The 17142-nt window shown below is 65.6% G+C and carries 15 protein-coding genes; 7 read left to right on the top strand and 8 right to left on the bottom strand.

What is annotated here, in order from left to right; genetic code table 11:
• Positions 1-10: 10 nt before the first annotated feature.
• Positions 11-2149: a DNA gyrase subunit A gene (locus N536_RS0103055; RefSeq protein WP_029112256.1), complete on the top strand. Its 2139-nt coding sequence runs from the start codon at positions 11-13 to the stop codon at positions 2147-2149.
• Between the two features lie 96 nt (positions 2150-2245).
• On the opposite strand, the gene N536_RS0103050 is transcribed toward N536_RS0103055, so the two are convergent.
• From N536_RS0103050 to N536_RS0103040, 3 genes are read right to left on the bottom strand one after another with little or no spacing between them, the layout of a single operon-like run.
• On the bottom strand, positions 2246-3157 hold the full coding sequence (locus N536_RS0103050) for an alpha/beta hydrolase (protein WP_036435033.1): 912 nt from the start codon (positions 3155-3157) through the stop codon (positions 2246-2248).
• A gap of 23 nt (positions 3158-3180) precedes the next feature.
• Entirely contained in the window at positions 3181-4710 is a 1530-nt protein-coding gene (locus N536_RS0103045; protein ID WP_029112254.1) for a GMC family oxidoreductase, read from the bottom strand.
• Positions 4707-5315: an isochorismatase family protein gene (locus tag N536_RS0103040; RefSeq protein WP_255358397.1), complete on the bottom strand. Its 609-nt coding sequence runs from the start codon at positions 5313-5315 to the stop codon at positions 4707-4709. Before N536_RS0103040 ends, N536_RS0103045 begins: the two co-directional genes overlap by 4 nt.
• 232 nt (positions 5316-5547) lie before the next feature.
• Between N536_RS0103040 and N536_RS37270 the strand changes: the two genes are divergently transcribed.
• Positions 5548-5991, top strand: a complete 444-nt coding sequence (locus N536_RS37270; RefSeq protein ID WP_051574189.1) for a MarR family winged helix-turn-helix transcriptional regulator — start codon at positions 5548-5550, stop codon at positions 5989-5991.
• 54 nt (positions 5992-6045) lie between these two features.
• On the opposite strand, the gene N536_RS0103030 is transcribed toward N536_RS37270, so the two are convergent.
• Positions 6046-6690 (bottom strand): maleylpyruvate isomerase family mycothiol-dependent enzyme, encoded by a 645-nt coding sequence (locus tag N536_RS0103030; RefSeq protein WP_029112252.1) that lies wholly within the window; start codon positions 6688-6690, stop codon positions 6046-6048.
• 251 nt (positions 6691-6941) lie between these two features.
• On the opposite strand from N536_RS0103030, the gene N536_RS0103025 reads away from it, so the two are divergent.
• The 3 genes from N536_RS0103025 (at position 6942) to N536_RS0103015 (ending at position 9800) form a co-directional block, all read left to right on the top strand.
• Entirely contained in the window at positions 6942-8006 is a 1065-nt protein-coding gene (locus tag N536_RS0103025; RefSeq protein WP_029112251.1) for a sodium:calcium antiporter, read from the top strand.
• Positions 8007-8102: 96 nt separating this feature from the next.
• The gene (locus N536_RS0103020; protein WP_029112250.1) at positions 8103-9089 is read left to right on the top strand and encodes a YihY/virulence factor BrkB family protein; all 987 of its coding nucleotides are present in this window, start codon (positions 8103-8105) and stop codon (positions 9087-9089) included.
• Positions 9090-9167: 78 nt separating this feature from the next.
• Positions 9168-9800, top strand: a complete 633-nt coding sequence (locus N536_RS0103015; protein ID WP_029112249.1) for a hypothetical protein — start codon at positions 9168-9170, stop codon at positions 9798-9800.
• Positions 9801-9810: 10 nt separating this feature from the next.
• Here the strand turns inward: N536_RS0103015 and N536_RS0103010 are convergent, their stop codons facing one another.
• Positions 9811-10467 (bottom strand): hypothetical protein, encoded by a 657-nt coding sequence (locus tag N536_RS0103010; RefSeq protein WP_155948390.1) that lies wholly within the window; start codon positions 10465-10467, stop codon positions 9811-9813.
• A gap of 688 nt (positions 10468-11155) precedes the next feature.
• Here N536_RS0103010 and N536_RS0102995 point away from each other — a divergent pair.
• Together N536_RS0102995 and N536_RS37265 are read left to right on the top strand one after the other, a co-directional pair.
• Positions 11156-12580 carry an MFS transporter gene (locus N536_RS0102995; RefSeq protein WP_029112247.1) on the top strand — a complete coding sequence of 475 codons (1425 nt, stop codon included), beginning with the start codon at positions 11156-11158 and terminating at the stop codon, positions 12578-12580.
• A 125-nt stretch (positions 12581-12705) separates the two neighbouring features.
• A complete protein-coding gene (locus N536_RS37265; protein ID WP_051574188.1) occupies positions 12706-13053 on the top strand; it encodes a MarR family winged helix-turn-helix transcriptional regulator in 348 nt (115 codons plus the stop codon).
• 42 nt (positions 13054-13095) lie between these two features.
• On the opposite strand, the gene N536_RS37260 is transcribed toward N536_RS37265, so the two are convergent.
• The 3 genes from N536_RS37260 to rplI all read right to left on the bottom strand — a co-directional run bounded on the left by N536_RS37260 (position 13096) and on the right by rplI (position 17131).
• A complete protein-coding gene (locus tag N536_RS37260; RefSeq protein WP_051574187.1) occupies positions 13096-14379 on the bottom strand; it encodes an LAGLIDADG family homing endonuclease in 1284 nt (427 codons plus the stop codon).
• Between the two features lie 8 nt (positions 14380-14387).
• Complete coding sequence (gene dnaB / locus N536_RS0102980; RefSeq protein ID WP_029112246.1) at positions 14388-16193, bottom strand: replicative DNA helicase; 1806 nt, start codon at positions 16191-16193, stop codon at positions 14388-14390.
• 482 nt (positions 16194-16675) lie between these two features.
• A complete protein-coding gene (gene rplI / locus N536_RS0102975; protein WP_029112245.1) occupies positions 16676-17131 on the bottom strand; it encodes a 50S ribosomal protein L9 in 456 nt (151 codons plus the stop codon).
• Positions 17132-17142: the final 11 nt, after the last annotated feature.

The raw sequence follows: 17142 nt of genomic DNA, 5'->3' as shown, positions 1-17142 counted from the left end.
AGGGCAGATCGTGACCGCCACGCTTGACATTCCTGAACAGAACGCCGACCTGGTGCTCGACCAGAGCGCCGACGACTACTGGAACCGCTACCAGCTGACCTTCGCGCTCTACAGCGTCAGCGACCGCGCGATCCCCTCCGCGTTCGACGGCCTCAAGCCGGGACAGCGCCGCTTGCTCTACCAGATGCACGACTCGAGACTGCTGCCCGGCAACAAGCCGCAGAAGTCGTCGAAGGTCTGCTCGGCGGTGACCGGCAACCTGCACCCGCACGGCGGCGCGTCGATGTACGGCGCTGCGGCGCTGATGGCCGCTGAGTTCCAGCGCGTGAAAGTCATTGATGGACAAGGTGCGTTCCCTCGCATCCAGGGTGACATTCCCGCGGCCGACCGCTATACCGAGATGCGGCTGTCGGCACCCGGTGCCGCGCTGACCGCTGAGCTCGACGATCACGCGGTGCCGATGGTGCAGACGTTCGACGGCGAATGGATCGAGCCGACGATGCTGCCCGCGCAGTGGCCGGTGCTGCTGTGCAACGGCGCCATTGGCATCGCCGAGGGGTGGGCCACCAAGGTGCCCGCCCACAATCCCCGCGAGATCATGGCGGCCTGCCGAGCACTCCTGGCCAGGCCGAACACGACCGACGACACGTTGATGAAGCTCATTCCCGGGCCCGACTGGGGATCCGGCGCCGCCGTCGTCGGCACGGCCGGGTTGCGCGAGTACATCACCACCGGCCGGGGACAGTTCACGGTTCGCGGCACGGTGTCGGTGGACGGGAAGAACGTCATCGTCACCGAGCTCCCGCCGGGGGTTGCCAGTTCGACTGTGCAGGAGAGAATCCGGGCACTGGTCGAGTCCGGGGAGATGTCGGGTGTGGCCGATATGTCCGATCTGACCGACCGGCGCAACGGTCTGCGCATCGTGGTCACGGCGAAGCGCGGGCACAGCGCCGAGACGATTCGCGACCAATTGCTTGCCCTCACTCCGCTGGAATCGACGTTCGCCGCAAGCCTGGTCGCGCTCGACGAGAACCGGGTGCCCCGCTGGTGGACGGTGCGGGAGTTGATCGGCGCGTTCCTGCACCTGCGCGACTCGGTGGTATTGCGGCGCAGCGAGTATCGACTCGAGAAGGTCACGGCGCGGCGCCACTTGGTCGCCGGCCTGATGACGATCCACCTGGACATCGATGCCGCGGTGGCGGTGATCCGCGGCTCCGACACCGTCGACGACGCGCGGCAGGGGCTGCAGGCGCGGTTCAAGATCGACGAGGAACAGGCCAATTACGTTCTGGCACTGCAGCTTCGCCGGCTGACCAAGCTCGACGTGATCGAGCTGCAGGCCGAAGCCGACAAGCTGGACGCCGAGTTCGCGGAGTTGACCGAATTGGTGTCGAACCCCGACGCGCGCCGGAAGGTGATCGACCGGGAGCTGGTGGAGACCGCGAAGCTGTTCAAGGGCCCGGAGTTCGACCGTCGCACCGTGCTGGACTTCGAGGCCGTGCCCGTCACTGCCGGCGCCGACGACGACGGGCCGCGCGAGCGCAAGGTCAACACGTCGTGGCGCCTTGACGATCGCGGTGTGTTCTCCGACAGCCACGGAGAGCTGCTCACCTCGGGTCTGGGTTGGGCGGCGTGGAGCGATGGCCGAATCAAGTTCACGACGGGTAGTGGTCTGCCGTACAAGATCCGCGACATTCCGGTGGCTCCGGACATCGTTGGGTTGGTGCGCTCGGGAGTGCTCGCCGACGGCCACCACCTGGCGCTGGTGACTCGCCGCGGGAAGATTCTGCGGATCGACCCCGCCGCGGTGAATCCGCAGGGCGCCGCGGGCAACGGCGTGGCCGGTGTGAAGCTGGCGGGCGATGGTGACGAGGTGATCGCCGCGCTACCGGTCTCATGCGAGAACGGCGAGGCCATCTTGTCGACGTCCGAAAGGGGTTGGAAGGTCACCGAAGTCGCCGACATCCCGGTGAAGGGCCGCGGCGGCGCCGGCGTCGGCTTCCACCCGTTCGTCAACGGCGAGGACGCCGTGCTGTCCGCGTCGATCTCGGCGACCGGGTTCGTGCGGGGCGGCAAGCGGGTGCGCGCCGAGAATCGCGCGAAGTCGACGATCAAGGGGTCGGGTGCGGATGTGACGCCTGCTGGTTAGCGGCGTGGTGGTGGGCACGTGCGGCGTAGCCACCACCGCTGGGCACAGTCCATTCAATTCGTCGATTCACTGCCCCGCCATCTAGGGCGCCTCAGCTCATTGCGCTCCGGACGCTGCGGTTAAGTGGCTGGACAAGAACGCGCTCGCATGGTCGACGGCTCGTCGTGCGGTGGCGAGCTGCGCGATGTTGAGCTGAAAGACGTGATGCATCCCCTCCCAGACCTCGAGCGTCACAGTGCCGCCGGCCCGTTCGACGGCCGTTGCGAATCGAATGGAATCGTCGAGCAAGATCTCGTCGGTGCCGACCTGGATGAGCAGCGGCGGCAGCTCGCCGGAAATGCCGAATAGGGGTGATGCGCGCGAGTCTTCGGCAGCCGCGTTGCCCAGGTAGGCAGCAGCGGATTGTTGAAGGTATGCCGGGTCGAGCAAAGGGTCACCGATCGCGTGTCTGCGTACACTCGCGCCACTGAGACTCAGGTCGGTCCATGGCGAGAAGACCGTCACTGCAGCCACTTCAATCTGTTCTCGATGGGCTTCGGCCGCCGTGGACAGCGCCAGCCCTCCACCGGCGGAGTCGCCCGCGATCGCGACTGCTGGATGGTCGTGGCACAGCTTGGCCAGCGTGGCCACGGCGAGGTTGAGGGCGTCAGGCAATTGCGACTCGGGCGCCAAGGGATAGTCGAGCACGAAGGCCGCGACTTCTGCACGTGCCGCGATGTGGCTAACCAACCCGGCGTACGCCGATGCGCTGCCCAGACCATAGCCACCGCCGTGCAGGAACAGCAGTACTCGGTCGGGTGCTGCGTCGTTGGGCAGAACCCAAACGCCTGGGCCGGGATCCTCGGTGACGTGTTGCACGGTCACGTTCGCCGCGATCGGAGTGGCCGCGATGAACCGGTCGTACACGGCACGGGCCTCACCCCGCTCGGTTGACCAGAACCGTGCGAACTCCGCCCGCAGGGCGCGTCCGGCTGCGACATCGTCGTTGTCGATCGGGATGGTCGGCATGCTCGCTCCTGGGTCGCGGTCGGTTATTGGCACAAGAGTCGGCCGCTGATTGCTTCGGCGACCATGATCGTTGTCAGATGGGGTGGCGCCGAAGGGATCTCGGGCATGATCGACGCATCCACCACGTGCAGTCTATCCAGTCCCCGTACTGCACCGTTGGCGTCCACCACGGCGAAGGGGTCATCGGGGCCGCCCATGGGAACCGTGGACGTGGGATGCGCGTAGCCGTCCACCGACGCGATCACCGCCTTCTCGAGTGCGGCCTCTTCCTCGATGTCCGTCCCAGGTGCCAGTTCGCAGTCGACGACGTCGCACAACGGCGCTGTTCGCCCGATGCGGCGGGATAGGCGCACGGCTTCCATCATCCGCCGCAGGTCACTGGGATCCTGAAAGAAGTTGTAGCGAATGCGCGGAGGTATCAGCGGGTCGCGCGAGGCGAGGCGCACCGACCCGTTCGACCTGGGAAGTGTTACGGCACAAGCGAGAACGATCGCACCTCCCGTCGGGCTTTGCCCGGGGTCGAATAGGTGCGTCGCGGAGATGTGCAAATCGAGTTCGTCGGCACCAGCCTCACTCGACTTCGTCCAGATGATGGCGCCGGCGGCGGGGTCCATCGACTTCGCCTCGGGCGTCAGAGCATAAACGTTGTAGTAGAACGGGTGCTCCTTGAGGCGATCACCCACGGGGGCGCCGAGAAGGACCGGGATGTCCAATTCCTCAAGGTGGGAGGGCGGACCTATGCCGGAACGCATCAGGATCGCCGGACTGCCGAAAGCGCCGGCCGACAGGACCACCTGTCCGCCAGAGATAGCGTCGCCGCCGACAAGGCGAACACCCGTCGCACGCCGCCATTCGAAGATGACGCGGTCCACCTCGGCTCCCCCGCTGATCGTGAGGTTCGGGCGGCTGCGCACGTCCTCGGTCAGATAGGCCATACCGGTGTTGATTCGCCGGCCCTCGACGACATTCAAGGGGTACGGCGAAATGCCGTGCTGCCGTGCACCATTGAAGTCGGCGACTCGCGGCAGGCCAATCGCTTGCCCGGCCAGCACGAATGCCTGCATCGACGGAGTGTTGTCTTCCATCGTGGTCTGCCGGATCGGAAAGGGGCCGCTACGTCCGTGCCAGGCGTCGTCACCGGTCGGTGTGTTCTCCAGTCGTTTGAAGATCGGCAGCACATCCGGAAACGACCAGCCGTCGACACCGTGCGCGGTCCAACGTGTGAAATCGGATGGTCTCGCGCGCATGGCCACCGCTGCGTTCACAGCGGAACAGCCACCGAGAACCTTGCCGCGTGGCGCGATGACATCGTGCCCGAGTCCGATGCGGTCCTCGGTGTGATAGCCCCAGTCGTGAGCGTCGTCGCCGCGCACTCGATTGGCGTTGGCGAGGACGTCGGGATATTCGGCCGGCCGGTAGGCCGGCCCCGCCTCGAGTAACAGGACTCGTTGCGTGGGATCCGCGCTGAGCCGGTTCGCCAGCACCGCTCCTGCCGAACCTCCCCCGACGATGACGACGTCGAACGACCTTCCATGCAGATCTGCCGGACTCATGTGGTCAACGCCGTCGCGACCTGACCCATCAGTGTGGCGAACGGCATGTCCAGTGCGGCGTAGACGTCGTTGGCCTTCGGATCGGCGTTGTCGGCCATGATCTCGACGATCATGGTGGCGTAATCGGAGACCTCGATGTCCAGCGTGGCAAGCCGGGCGAGGCCCGCTTCGCGCTTGTGGTGGGAGAAGGTGCCGCACGCGTCGAGCACCACGACGGGATGAAACCCGTTCTCTCGCGCCGAAATCGCGACAAACGAGGCGCAGACCTCAAATGACAGGCCGGCGATGATGAGGTGATCGCGGCCTGTCTCTCTGACCCCGTTGACTTTGGCGACGAATCGTTCGTCGTCCCAAGCGTTAACGGTAGAGCGATCGAGAATGTCGCCGTTGCCCAGCGCCTGCTTCAGTTCTGGGATGGTGGGCCCCCACATGCTGTCCCGTGCGGTGGTAACCGCCACGATGGGCAGCCCGAGGATCCGCGCGGCACGGGCCAGACCCACCACGTTGTGTTTGAGTTCATTGACGTCGATGTCGCGCACGCCGGTGAACAGACCCACCTGATGGTCTATCAGCAGCACCGCGGTGTTGTCGCGCGTGAAGCGCATCCGTCCCATGTCGTCTCGCCTTCCCTTTGTTTGGCTTTGCACGGGCGATCGGGGTCCTGTCCCAGGCCGCGTTAGTAATTATCACTTACTGTCAGTGACAATTACTACTTAGGTAGCGGTGAGCTTGTCAAGACCCGCGGCGATCCTCGCGCTATAGGGTGGCTGGTCACATGGGCTGGAGGTGGAGAGGCAGTTGGCGAAGCAGGCGGGCGGCAGAGGCGACGATCTAGGCGTGCTATCTGGTCGGCTGCTGTTCGCCGTGCAAGGCGAACTCTTCCAGCGTCTGCATGACGAAGGGTTCGACGACATCGTTCCCCGGCACGGAGTTGTTCTGGCCTACCTGCGCCCGGAGGGAATCCGCGCGACCGAACTCGCGCGGATGTCGGGACAACTAAAGCAGGTCGTCGGCGCGATCGTCGACGACCTCGAGGCCCTGGGCTACGTGATGCGTAAACCCGACCCGGCTGACCGGCGGGCCAAGCTGGTCGTACCCACCGACCGCGGACACGAGCAGATGCGTGCCGCCGACGCCATCATGGCCGACATCATGGAGCGGCATGCACGGCTCCTCGGACGCGACGAGTTCAGCCGCTTCCTCGCAGATTTCCGGACGATCATCGAACGCCAACGCTCGGTCACCACCGTCGCCGCGACTGGTTCCGAACCGATCGCATAGATCACTGGTTGCTCCAACCGATCACGACAGGTGCGGCAGCTGCCAGTGCCGGCCTCAGATCCTGCCGGTGAATGCGCGCAGCTGATCGACGATCGCCGGCTGCGCCTCGATGTTGGGCGCCGTCCGTGGGGGCCGGCCAGCGAGCCAGCGGACGAGATCGCCTGCAGGGCCGGTCAATACGGCAGTAGGACCGGCGACGGGGCCGATGGTGAATTGGCGGTCATCGGTCGTGCGGACGATCAGGCGGGTAGTAGGCAGGCGGGCGGCCTGGTAGCGCATCAGAAACGGGATGGCGTCGCAGAGGTGGTCGGGAGTGCCGTGGGTGAGGTCGTTGGCTCGCGTCAGGTCGTCGTGGTGCATCCACACCTCGAACAACGTGGCGGTAGCAACTGCCGGTGTGAGCAGCAGCCGCGGCGAGCGCTGCCGGAGTCGGTGGATCAACGTGGCATAGCCGCCGCGGCGTTCGCGACGGATCGTCCGGCTGACCAGCTGGGGACTTGGTCGAAACTGGACGCCCCTTGCCGCGAGCATTCGTACGCCAAATGCGAGCGTTCCCGATGCCCGTTCTGCGGCGACGACGTGTGCGGCGAGGTCGAATGCCGTCCAGTCGCCGCACGCCGTTTGTGCTTGGGGGCCAACTGCTTCGAGCGAGTTGGCTAGTGCTGCGCGCTCGGCCTCGACGTCATCGCGGACTGCCACAACGACTCCCCCTCAGCTGATTCCCAGCTCTCACCGTCTCTTATTATTACCTTATTTCCGTCTTAATTTCCTTATTTTCGCTGGCGCGGGGCGACGGTTAGCGCGCAGAGCAGTGGGGCATATATCTCCCTGCTACAGCGGTGCAGTTCCGTGCCGCTGGGCGCGATGACGCCGGCTATCTGCCCGCCGCCGGCCGAGTGAGGAGGCCTCGAAGCGATGCAACGGCTGACATGCGCCTGGGGCGTTCGGAGATGACGTCGTTGCCCTCGGTGGCGTTGGTAGGCATCTTCGTCGCGTGCGCCATCGTGATTTGGATCGCCGGGATCAAGTTGTCGGATACCACCGACGTCTTGTCGCAGAGGTGGCATCTGGGCTCGGCGCTCGGCGGCGTCATCTTGCTGGCGATCGCGACGAACTTGCCTGAGATCGCCATTACGGCTAGCGCCGCGCTGGCCCACCAACTCGACGTGGCGGTGGGCAACATCCTGGGAGGCATCGCCATTCAGACCGTCGTGTTGGCCGTTCTGGACGCTGCCGGGGTGCGCCCGCGTAAGCCGCTGACCTATTTGGCGGCTTCGCTGACCCTGGTGCTGGAAGCAGGACTGGTAGTGGCCCTGTTGGTCATCGTGGTGATGTCCACACAGCTGCCAAGCTCGCTGATCGTCTGGCGGCTGACTCCAGGCGCCGTGCTGATCGCCGTGGTGTGGGCGGCCGGATTGTTCTTGATTCGCCGCGCCGGTCATGGACTGCCGTGGCAGCAGGCTGGCCACGCGCCCGACAGCCAGGACAAGCCGGCCGGGCATTCCACCACGACCAAGGAAAAGACCGCCACCCAACGAGGCGTCAGCACCCGCCGCGCGGTATTGGTCTTCACCGCCGCCGCCCTCGCAACGCTCATTGCCGGTGTGCTGATCGAACGAAGCGGTGAGGAAGTGTTCGGCCGGTGGGGCATGTCGGGGGTGGTGTTCGGCGCCACGGTGCTCGCGGCGGCAACCTCACTACCGGAGTTGTCGACGGGTCTGGCGTCGACGCGCATGGGTGATTACAAGTTGGCGATGAGCGACATCTTCGGCGGCAACGCGTTCCTGCCTGTTCTGTTCCTCTTCGCGACGGTGCTGTCGGGTTCGGCGGTATTGCCGCTAGCCCACCACAGCGACATCTACCTGACGGCGCTGGCCGGACTGCTCACCGTGGTCTACGTGGCGGGGTTGATCTTCCGACCGCAGCGGCAGTGGCTTCGCATGGGCCCGGACTCCCTCGCCGTAATTGCGCTCTACATCGTCGGCATCGTCGGACTGGCCTTCATCAGCGGCTAACAAGAGCACCCCGCAACCACTCAGGTTAACCGGCACCACCACGGGGTATCTGCAGCGCAGGGGCGGTTTGGCCGCCGATTCCCTAGGAGTGGGCCGATGGTGCGCTGGCTGGATCGCATGCAGCAGCGAAGCCGCGCGCTCGGCTTCGCGATTGCGGTGGTCTACAAATACCTCGACGATCAGGGCGGCTACCTGGCGGTGTTGATCACCTACTACGCCGTCGTGGCGGTGTTTCCGCTGCTGCTTCTGCTGACCACCACCCTCGGGCTGGTCTTGGTCGGCCATCCGGCGCTTCAGCAGCAGCTGCTGCGCTCGGCGCTGCATCAATTTCCCGTGATCGGCGACCAACTCGCCCAACCGCACCAGCTCTCCGGCGGGGCGGTCGCCGTGGTCGTCGGCATCGCGGGCGCGCTCTACGGCGCGATGGGCGTCGGGCAAGCGGTGCAGAACGCGATGGACTCGGTGTGGGCGGTCCCGCGCAACAAGCGGCCCGATCCGCTTCGGTCGCGGCTGCGCAGCGTGGTGCTGCTGCTGGCGCTCGGCGGCGCGGCCATAGCCGCCACAGTCCTGTCGGCGGTGGCGCACACCACCGACTCGTTCGGTGTCGTCGGCACGGCAGCGGTGGTCACGGCCTCGGTTGCGGTCAACACCGTGATCTGTCTTGTCGCGTTCCGCGTGGCGACCGCGCGCCCGTTGACCTACTTGCAGGTGCTGCCCGGAGCGGTGACCGCGGCGGTGGTATGGCAGTTGTTGCAATGGTTCGGTGCTGCCTACATCGCGCACATCGTGAAATCGGCGAGCGCCACCAACAGTGTGTTCGCGGTGGTGTTGGGAATGCTGGCGTTCTTGTACCTGGTGTCGGTGACGCTTGTTCTGTGCGCGGAAATCAACGTCGTGTGTGTCGAGCGGTTGCATCCGCGAGCACTGCTGACCCCCTTCACCGACAACGTCGAGCTCACCGACGCCGATCGCAAGACCTACACGGGCAGGGCGAAAGCGGAGCGGCACAAGGCCTTTCAGCGGGTCGACGTGTCGTTCGATCGCCGCGCAGCCGACAGCGGCCAGTCTGAGCCGACGGCATAGAGCCACGCCGCCCCGACGCGGAGCTATTTCCATGACGCAAAGAGGAGGTCCCCGACGAGCATGTGGAACCATCCCTCCATGAGCACGACGGGAACCGAACCGGACGCGTCTCGGCCGAATCATCGGCTCAAGTACGCGATGGCCGTCACCGTGTCGGTCGTCGTGGCCATCGCGGCGGTGGTCGTGGTCGTCGGAGACGTTCCGGGCCGGATCAGCCGGGCGTTGAACGGCGCCGCGAGCGAGCCCCTGTTCTCCGCGCAACGGCTGGACGCGGAACTGGACGTGGTGCGCGCCCGGCTCGGCGTCCTGCCGATGCGGCGCGTGGACGTGACGTCCAACCTGATCTCGGTTGAGGCCGTCTCCGCTGACGGTCAGCTTCACAAGTACTGGGTGCGCGACGGCGAGGTGGAGGACGTGGACTCGATCGCCGACCTGCATGCGGGCGAGACGGCGTTCACCGCGGCGGATCTTTCGGGGCAGCGGATACGGGCGGCGGTGTCCGATGTCCGCAGCCTCGGGAAGCCCGGCGACATCGAACTGGTCTCCTACATTTTCCGTCCGGGGCATCCGCTGTCGGTGGCCGTATGGATCCGGCACGACCCGGTGAGCTCGGTGTTGCACTTCGACCCGCGGGGCGGGTCCGCCGTGGTGCGCGAGGAGTCGATCGAGACCGACGAACACACCTCGTCGTTCGGCGGGTGCTGGTGCTGACGCGGTGTCATCACCCCTGAGTACCGGCGATGGTCGCCGCGACGGTTCGCGCATCACGCCACCCCCGCTGCCGCAGCCGGGATTCCAGTCGCCTCGAGAACTCGTTGCGTTCGTTGATCGCGACTTCGGCGGCGGCGGCGACCGGGTCCCGTGGCAGCTGGACGGTGACGAACGGGCCCAGGATGGCATCGCCGTCGACCGGCTGCTCTAGCCGCAACTCGATCACATCGTTGACGACCCGGGCCATCCCAACTCGATGACCGTTGTGGACGGTCGCCCAGACTTCGGGGCGCCCGCGCAGCACGGCGAGCCAATCGTCCAATCCCTCCTCCAGATCACTGCAGTCGGGACTCACGATGACCTCGTCTCGGTATTGCACTACAACCCCGCCATCGGTATACGGTGCGAATCCTCCACTCTCATGGGCGCATTCGACGGCATAGTCGATGACGGCGTCGAGCAGCCGATCCGACTGAATCGCACGCACGGCGATGTGCATCCCGTCTGGAACATCGACGGCCGCAACGCCTATCGCAGCCCAAAATCGTTGCCGCCACCTCGTCCACGCCGCCGCGTCACCCGAGGCAGGCCGCTTCGGGATATCTGGCCCGTCGACACCGAGAAGCACCACGGGGGTCAGCGCCACGACGCCGCTATCGGGATGCATCGGCCTGTTCTTCGGCCGAGAGATCGGCCAGCACCAGCGCTTCCGCAGCATCAAGCCACCATCCATCCCATATATCGAGGGTAGGACGGCGCTGAAGCAGCACATCGCAATTCGCGTATCGTAGTTGCGGGCACTCGGGGGCAAACGAATCCTCCACGCCGTGGTCCGTCTGCGCGACGATTGACGGCTCCACTGACTTCCGATCCGAGCGGTCCGTCCGTGCGCTCGTAGCGGAGTGGCTCTCGGTGCGCGCGTGTGGCTGCAGGCCATGTCCCCACTCTGTCCCGGAAGCGAGTGTTGCTCAGCCGCGGCACGTAATGTTTGAGAATGCTCTGCAGGCCGGGGTGGCGCGGCGCACCTTGTACAACCAGTTCGCCTGGCAAGGGGGCGATCCTGTCGTTCTGATCACCGCAGAGGCGGCTGAGGCGACGTAGTACGCGGTCGACCGCGTCGCCGGCGTCGGGGAGAATGTGGTCACCGCCGCTCACCACGCATGTGGCTACGGTCGCACGACGCCCCAGAATTGCTTCGACGATGAAGCGAGTTGTTGCGGCGTAGCTGCATCGAGATCGAAGCTGCCAATGAAGGAGGACATCATGACCAGGGCATTCGATCCCCTGCAGCTCGGCCAGGACTGCGAGCTGACTACACGCGACGCGCTGGTGGCCAGTATCGACGCGCCGACACAGTGAGTTCGACGTCGACCGCCGCGGTCGGGTTCCGGTCGGAGCGGGGACCGGTGCTCATCTCGGTCATGCTGAGTACCGGTTTGGTCGCCATCGATTCGACGGTGCTGGCGACGGCCATTCCGTCGATCGTCGGCGAGTTGGGCGGCTTCCACCAGTTCCCATGGCTGTTCTCGGCATACCTTCTGGGACAAGCGGTTACCACGCCGATCTATGCGAAGCTCTCCGACGTCTTCGGCCGCAAACCGATCATGCTGCTCGGAATCGCGCTGTTCCTTGTGGGTTCGATCCTCTGCGCCGCGGCGTGGAACATGCTGGCACTGATCGTGTTTCGGGCGATACAGGGCCTCGGCGCCGGTGCGGTGCAACCCACGGCGATGACGATCGTCGGCGACATCTACACGGTGGCCGAACGCGCCAAGGTGCAGGGCTACCTGGCCAGCGTGTGGGCCGTGTCGTCGGTGGTGGGGCCGTTGCTGGGCGGCGTGTTCTCACAGCTGGGGATCTGGCGCGGCCTGTTCCTCATCAACGTCCCGTTATGCCTGCTGGCGGCGTGGATGTTCAATCGGCACTTCCACGAAATGGTCACCCACCGGCAGCGGTCGGTCGACGTTCTTGGCGCGCTGCTATTGGCGGCGGCGATGACGTCGCTGATCTTGGCCGTCCTCGGCGGCGGCCAGTCCTGGGCGTGGGGCTCGGCGCAGAGCATCAGCGCGTTCACGGCGGGGGCGGTGCTGTTGGCCGTTTTCGTCGTCGTGGAGCGCCGGGCGACCCAACCGATTTTGCCGCTGTGGGTGTTCTCCCGTCAGCTGCTGTGTGCGACCACTATCGTCGCGCTGGGGGTGGGCGCCATCCTGATGGGACTGACCTCCTACGTGCCCACCTATCTCGAAGGTGCACTGCACGTGCGACCCATCGTCGCGGGTCTTGCGCTGGCCGCACTGACGATCGGCTGGCCCGCAACGGCTGCAGTGGCCGGAAAGCTGTATCTGCGCTGGGGTTTCAAGAACACCGCTCTGGCGGGCGCCGCGCTGGTGATCACTGGTGCATCGGCGCTGGTGGCCATGGCACACCGGCCGAACGTCGCCGTCGCAGCAGCGGTGTGCTTCGTGATCGGCGCCGGCATGGGACTTCTGGCGGTACCCACGCTCATCGCCGCGCAGTCCAGCGTCGACTGGAACGAACGCGGCGTCGTGACGGGCACCAACATGTTCGCCCGTTCACTGGGTAGTGCCGTCGGCGTCGCCATCTTCGGTGCGATCGCGAACTCGATCTTCGGCCCAGGTGACATTCAATCGGTCGGCCCGGCGGCCATCCAATCGGGCTCGGCTGCGGTGTTCATCGGTGTACTGATCGTGACCGCAGTGACGGCCGTTGCAGTGGTTGCGATGCCGCGTACGGCTTCGTTGCGCACCAAGCCCCACTAGTCCACGACGCCAGCCGTGGAGGCGTTCTCCGCTAGGCGCTCCTTGGACTTCAGCAGTTTCGTGCCACCGATGAAAAGATGTGCGGTGGCGAGTAATCCAGACGCGATCCATACCGCACCACCGGATTGACGACGTTCGAGTACCTGGTGTTGGCGAATCTGGCGGAAGCCGACGACAGGACGCTGCGGATGTCGGAGCTCGCCGCCCGTGCCAACTCCTCGTTGTCGCGGTTGTCGCACGTAGTCAGACGGCTCGCGGACGATGGGTTGGCGACCAAGCGTGTCTGCGCCGACGATGGCAGGGTGTGCGTGGTCGAGCTCACGAAGGCGGGAATGAGGCGGGTCGCCGCCGCGGCCCCGTTGCACGTCGCCAAGGTGCGCGAACTGGTGGTGGAACCGTTGACGGAGGCCGACCTGATCCAGCTCGGCAAAGCGGCCGAGGCCATTACTGACCGGATCGCCGAGTCTGGTTGATTGCCTCAGCCTCAGCCCGAGCTGGGCCACCCTTCGGGGAGGCTAGGCGCCCACGGAGATGCCCTGCGCCACAAGGTTATGCGTGCCGGAGACGGCAACGTCGTACACGTCGCGTTCGCCGATGCTGGTGATCTCGACGACCTTGTCCCAGAAGACGTCGTTGTTGGTCAGGTCGTGCAACGTGCGATCGTCGAGGATGGCCGCCGCGCGGTGGAGTCGAGTTCGACTCGGCGAGTGCTTCCACATGGTTGAGCCACAGAACTTGGTCTGCATGGCTTCGGCGAACGCACGGTGCGTCATTCGTTGATCAGACAACGCTTGCCGAACGCCATCCCACACTTCTCGTGGCACCGTGTCGACGTTCTCGTTTGCCTTGACGCCCGAGAGGTTGGTCAGCACCTCACGTACGGCGAAGAACTTCTCGCCGTGCACGTCGATGTCGCGAAAGAAACGCGTCTGGTTCGCGGCCCCGAAGACGCGTAGATGCCACGAATCCCGGTGGCCCGCCTTTGGAGCGCGGTAGAGGCGCGACGCGATACCGAACCGCAGCAGTAACTGCCTCACGTCGTCGACGAGACGTCGGCTTGTCGATGAGTAGTACACATTTCCGAGACGCTGCTTTTCATCCCAGGTAACACAGCCGTCCGTCGCCCACAGATGCCGCAGGAACAACGCGACCTGATCCTTCGGTGCCGCGAAGACTTCGGATGGCACGAATTTGTCATAGCTGCGCTTGCCGAACAGACCGAGGCCGTCGAGCCACGCCGCGATGGGATTCCTCTTTCCATGTGTCAAGTGAAACGGCGCCGGCAGTCGGAGCGTCGTCACCCTGGCCGCGGCATAGTCGTCGCGAATCGCCGTGACACCAAAGTGCTTGGCTGCCTTAGTCACGGCGAGGAGACTCTGCTCGTCGATGCTCGCGTAGCGGATCGGCTGCCTCTTCACGCATGACCCGTCGCCGATCATGTGGGCCAGCAGGATCACTTCGTCGTTGACCATGGCTTGCGTGGCGACGGGTTCTGGCACACGGCGCGGTACAGCCAGTCGGCCGCCGATTTCGAGTTCGTCGAGTCGCGTCCACCCGCCGAGCGTGATGAACGCGCAGTCTGCTGTCGCCTCGAGCTCCCTCCCTGAAGCCAGCCGCAGCGTGAAGGCCTCCTCAGGTCCACCGGAAGTCGCGCCGGTAAGCGGGCGGGCCACTAGTCGCTTGCGCTCGTCGAGCGTCCACACCAGGGGCCGCTCACCGGTCCGGTGCAACTCCTCGCACGTCACCTCAGCGCCGTTGTCGGCCCTGAGGATTCGCGCGCTAGCGACCAGACGCGACATGGCAACTCCTAGTGCGCCATGTTCGTAAACCGCGACAAATGTAGCTGATGCGCGACCGTGACGGTCTTGGTCGGACCGCTGCGATGCTTTGCTATGATGAGGTCAGCTTCACCGCCGCGAGGGTCATCTCGTTCGAAGGCATCGGGTCGGTGCAAGAGAATTACCATGTCAGCGTCCTGTTCTATCGATCCCGATTCGCGTAGATCAGCTAACATTGGCTTCTTATCGGTTCTTTGCTCAGGCCCGCGGTTCAGCTGACTCATCGCCACCACGGGAACGCCAAGTTCCTTTGCTAGCAGCTTGATCTGGCGGGAGAACTCGGACACTTCCTGCTGACGCGACTCGACCTTCTTGCCCGACGTCATCAGCTGCAGGTAGTCGATGACGATGAGCCGCAGGTCGGCCTTCTGGTGCAATCGGCGGGCCTTGGCCCGAATCTCCATCATCGTCAGGTTGGGCGAGTCGTCGATGTAGAGCGGCGCCTCGCTGATCTCGCTCATGCGACGCGCCAGTCGCGTCCAGTCGTCGTCGCTCATCCGGCCCGACCGCATGTCGGCGAGCTTGATCTTCGCCTCCGCCGACAGCAGTCGCATGACGATCTCGGTCTTGCTCATCTCCAGCGAGAACACGACGCTCGCGTACTGGTTCTTGATCGAGCACGACCGCAGGAAGTCCAACCCGAGGGTGGAGTTGTGCGTCGGCACCATGCCCTCCCCCGCCAGGTACAGGTGCGACTCGTTGTCGACCTGCACGCAGCGCACCGGCACGCTGTCCACGGCGCGCACCCAGGCGACGTGCACGCCGAGTTCCAGCAGCGCCGTCCTGCTCCCTGCCCGGGCGGGCAGCGTGGCCGGGATGAGCCGGTCTGCGCCGCAACGCAATTCGGCCGTCGTCCGGATGCCCGCATCGGTCGGCCACTGGTGCTGTTCGTCGGCGACGATGACCGTGCCGTCGGAGAACTCCACCTCGTAGCAGGGCCGCCCGGCCATCACCTCCGTGGCCGCCACGACGCGCGTCGGCCGTCCGTCGGCCCCGATCAGCTCGTCACCGACGGCGACGTCGCCCATCGTCGTCCAGCCGGTCGGTGTGGGCAGCGGCGTGTCGAGCGCGAGCGCCTTGCCCATACCGGGCCGCGCCGCCACCACGATCATCTGCCCGGGGTGCAGTCCGTTGGTCAGCTCATCGAGTTCGACGAACCCGGTGGGCACACCACGCGCGATGCCGCCCTGCGACGCGATGGCGTCGATCTCGTCCATGGTGGGCTGCAGCAGCTGCTCCAGGGGCACGTAGTCCTCGGAGGTGCGCGCCTCGGTGACGTCGTAGATCTCGGCCTGGGCGCGGTCCACGATGTCCGCCACGTCGGCACCCTCGGCGCCCGCGTAGCCGTACTGCACGACGCGCGTGCCGGCCTCCACGAGCCGGCGCAGCAGCGCCTTCTCGGCGACGATGCCGGCGTAGTACCCGGCGTTGGCCGCGGTGGGCACCGTCGAGATCAGGGTGTGCAGATAGGGGGCGCCGCCGATGCGCTTCAGCAGGCCGCGCCGGTCGAGTTCGGCGGAGACCGTGATCGCGTCGGCGGGCTCACCGCGCCCGTAGAGATCGAGGATCGCGTCGTACACGCTCTGGTGCGCGGGCCGGTAGAAGTCGCCGGGCCGCAGCCGCTCCAGGACGTCGGCGATGGCGTCCTTGGAGAGCAGCATGCCGCCGAGGACGGACTGCTCGGCGGCCATGTCCTGCGGCGGTTGACGGCCGTAGTCCTCACTCGGCTGCGACGAATCCATGTCCGAACGGCCGAGGTCATCCACGACTGCCAACGCGTTCCACCTCCCCTATTCCATAGTCGAACAGTCGTTCGACGCCGCTGCCCGCGACGATAGATCGCCCCACCGACGAGCACCCTTGTGAGCGCGCCGGAACTGTCTCGGACGGCTCACGCTAGACGTTGCTGGGAGAGCCACCAAACGGGCCTGTTAGTCAACTCGTGGATGGTGTGTGGATAGCCTTGTTCGACCATGTTGAGGCGTTGGGGAGAACCTGTGCATGAACGGCGCCGTTTCGTGCATCCCCGCAGATAAGAGCACCATAGAAGGTGTCCGCGGTTGTGGATGTTAATTGCCCCGGCGTGTCGGTCCCGGTTGCGATCTCGGGCGTGTTGTGTTGCGCCGAATGGCCCTAGAGGTTAACAGTAGGTTGCTTCGCTGCGCACCCATTTCGGGGCAAAGTTCGCCAGCACATACAGCAACGCCCGGGTGAAGGCTGAATCAGCCTCCACCCGGGCGTATTGACGCTGGAGAAACTACTCGGCGACCACGCTCAGCGACACCTCGGCGGAGATGTCGGCGTTCAGCCGCACGGTGACCGGGTGGTTCCCGACCGACTTGATGTGCGCCTTGGGCAGCTGGACGGTCCGCTTGTCGAGATTCGGGCCGCCGGCCTTCTTGATGGCCCCGACGACGTCCGCCGGCGTAACCGAACCGAACAGCTTGCCGCCGTCGGCGGAGGCACGCACGGCCAGCGGCACGGAGCCGAGACCTTCGAGCGCGGTCTTCAGTTCCTTGGCGTGATCGAGGTCGCGCACGGTCTTGATTTCGCGTGCACGGCGGATCTCCTCGGCCTGGCGCTCGGCGCCACGGGACGCGGCAATGGCCAGGCCGCGCGGGAGCAGGAAGTTACGGCCGTAGCCGTCCTTCACTTCGACGGTGTCGCCTGCCGACCCCAAATGGTCGACCTCGGCGGTGAGAATCAATTTCATGTCTGTTGTTC

Source organism: Mycobacterium sp. URHB0044 (assembly GCF_000620625.1).
Classification (GTDB): Bacteria; Actinomycetota; Actinomycetes; order Mycobacteriales; family Mycobacteriaceae; genus Mycobacterium.
Note: the sequence above shows the minus strand (reverse complement) of the source record. Positions and strands in the feature narration are given on the sequence as shown.

Coding starts and splice junctions, on each gene's coding strand:
- N536_RS37260 (WP_051574187.1), bottom strand. CDS start 14,379: ATGTCGCGTCTGGTCGCTAGCGCGCGAATCCTCAGGGCCGACAACGGC.
- N536_RS0103020 (WP_029112250.1), top strand. CDS start 8,103: ATGGTGCGCTGGCTGGATCGCATGCAGCAGCGAAGCCGCGCGCTCGGC.
- N536_RS0103050 (WP_036435033.1), bottom strand. CDS start 3,157: ATGCCGACCATCCCGATCGACAACGACGATGTCGCAGCCGGACGCGCC.
- N536_RS0103025 (WP_029112251.1), top strand. CDS start 6,942: ATGACGTCGTTGCCCTCGGTGGCGTTGGTAGGCATCTTCGTCGCGTGC.
- rplI (WP_029112245.1), bottom strand. CDS start 17,131: ATGAAATTGATTCTCACCGCCGAGGTCGACCATTTGGGGTCGGCAGGC.
- N536_RS0103010 (WP_155948390.1), bottom strand. CDS start 10,467: ATGCATCCCGATAGCGGCGTCGTGGCGCTGACCCCCGTGGTGCTTCTC.
- N536_RS0103040 (WP_255358397.1), bottom strand. CDS start 5,315: ATGCGCTTCACGCGCGACAACACCGCGGTGCTGCTGATAGACCATCAG.
- N536_RS0103045 (WP_029112254.1), bottom strand. CDS start 4,710: ATGAGTCCGGCAGATCTGCATGGAAGGTCGTTCGACGTCGTCATCGTC.
- N536_RS0103015 (WP_029112249.1), top strand. CDS start 9,168: ATGAGCACGACGGGAACCGAACCGGACGCGTCTCGGCCGAATCATCGG.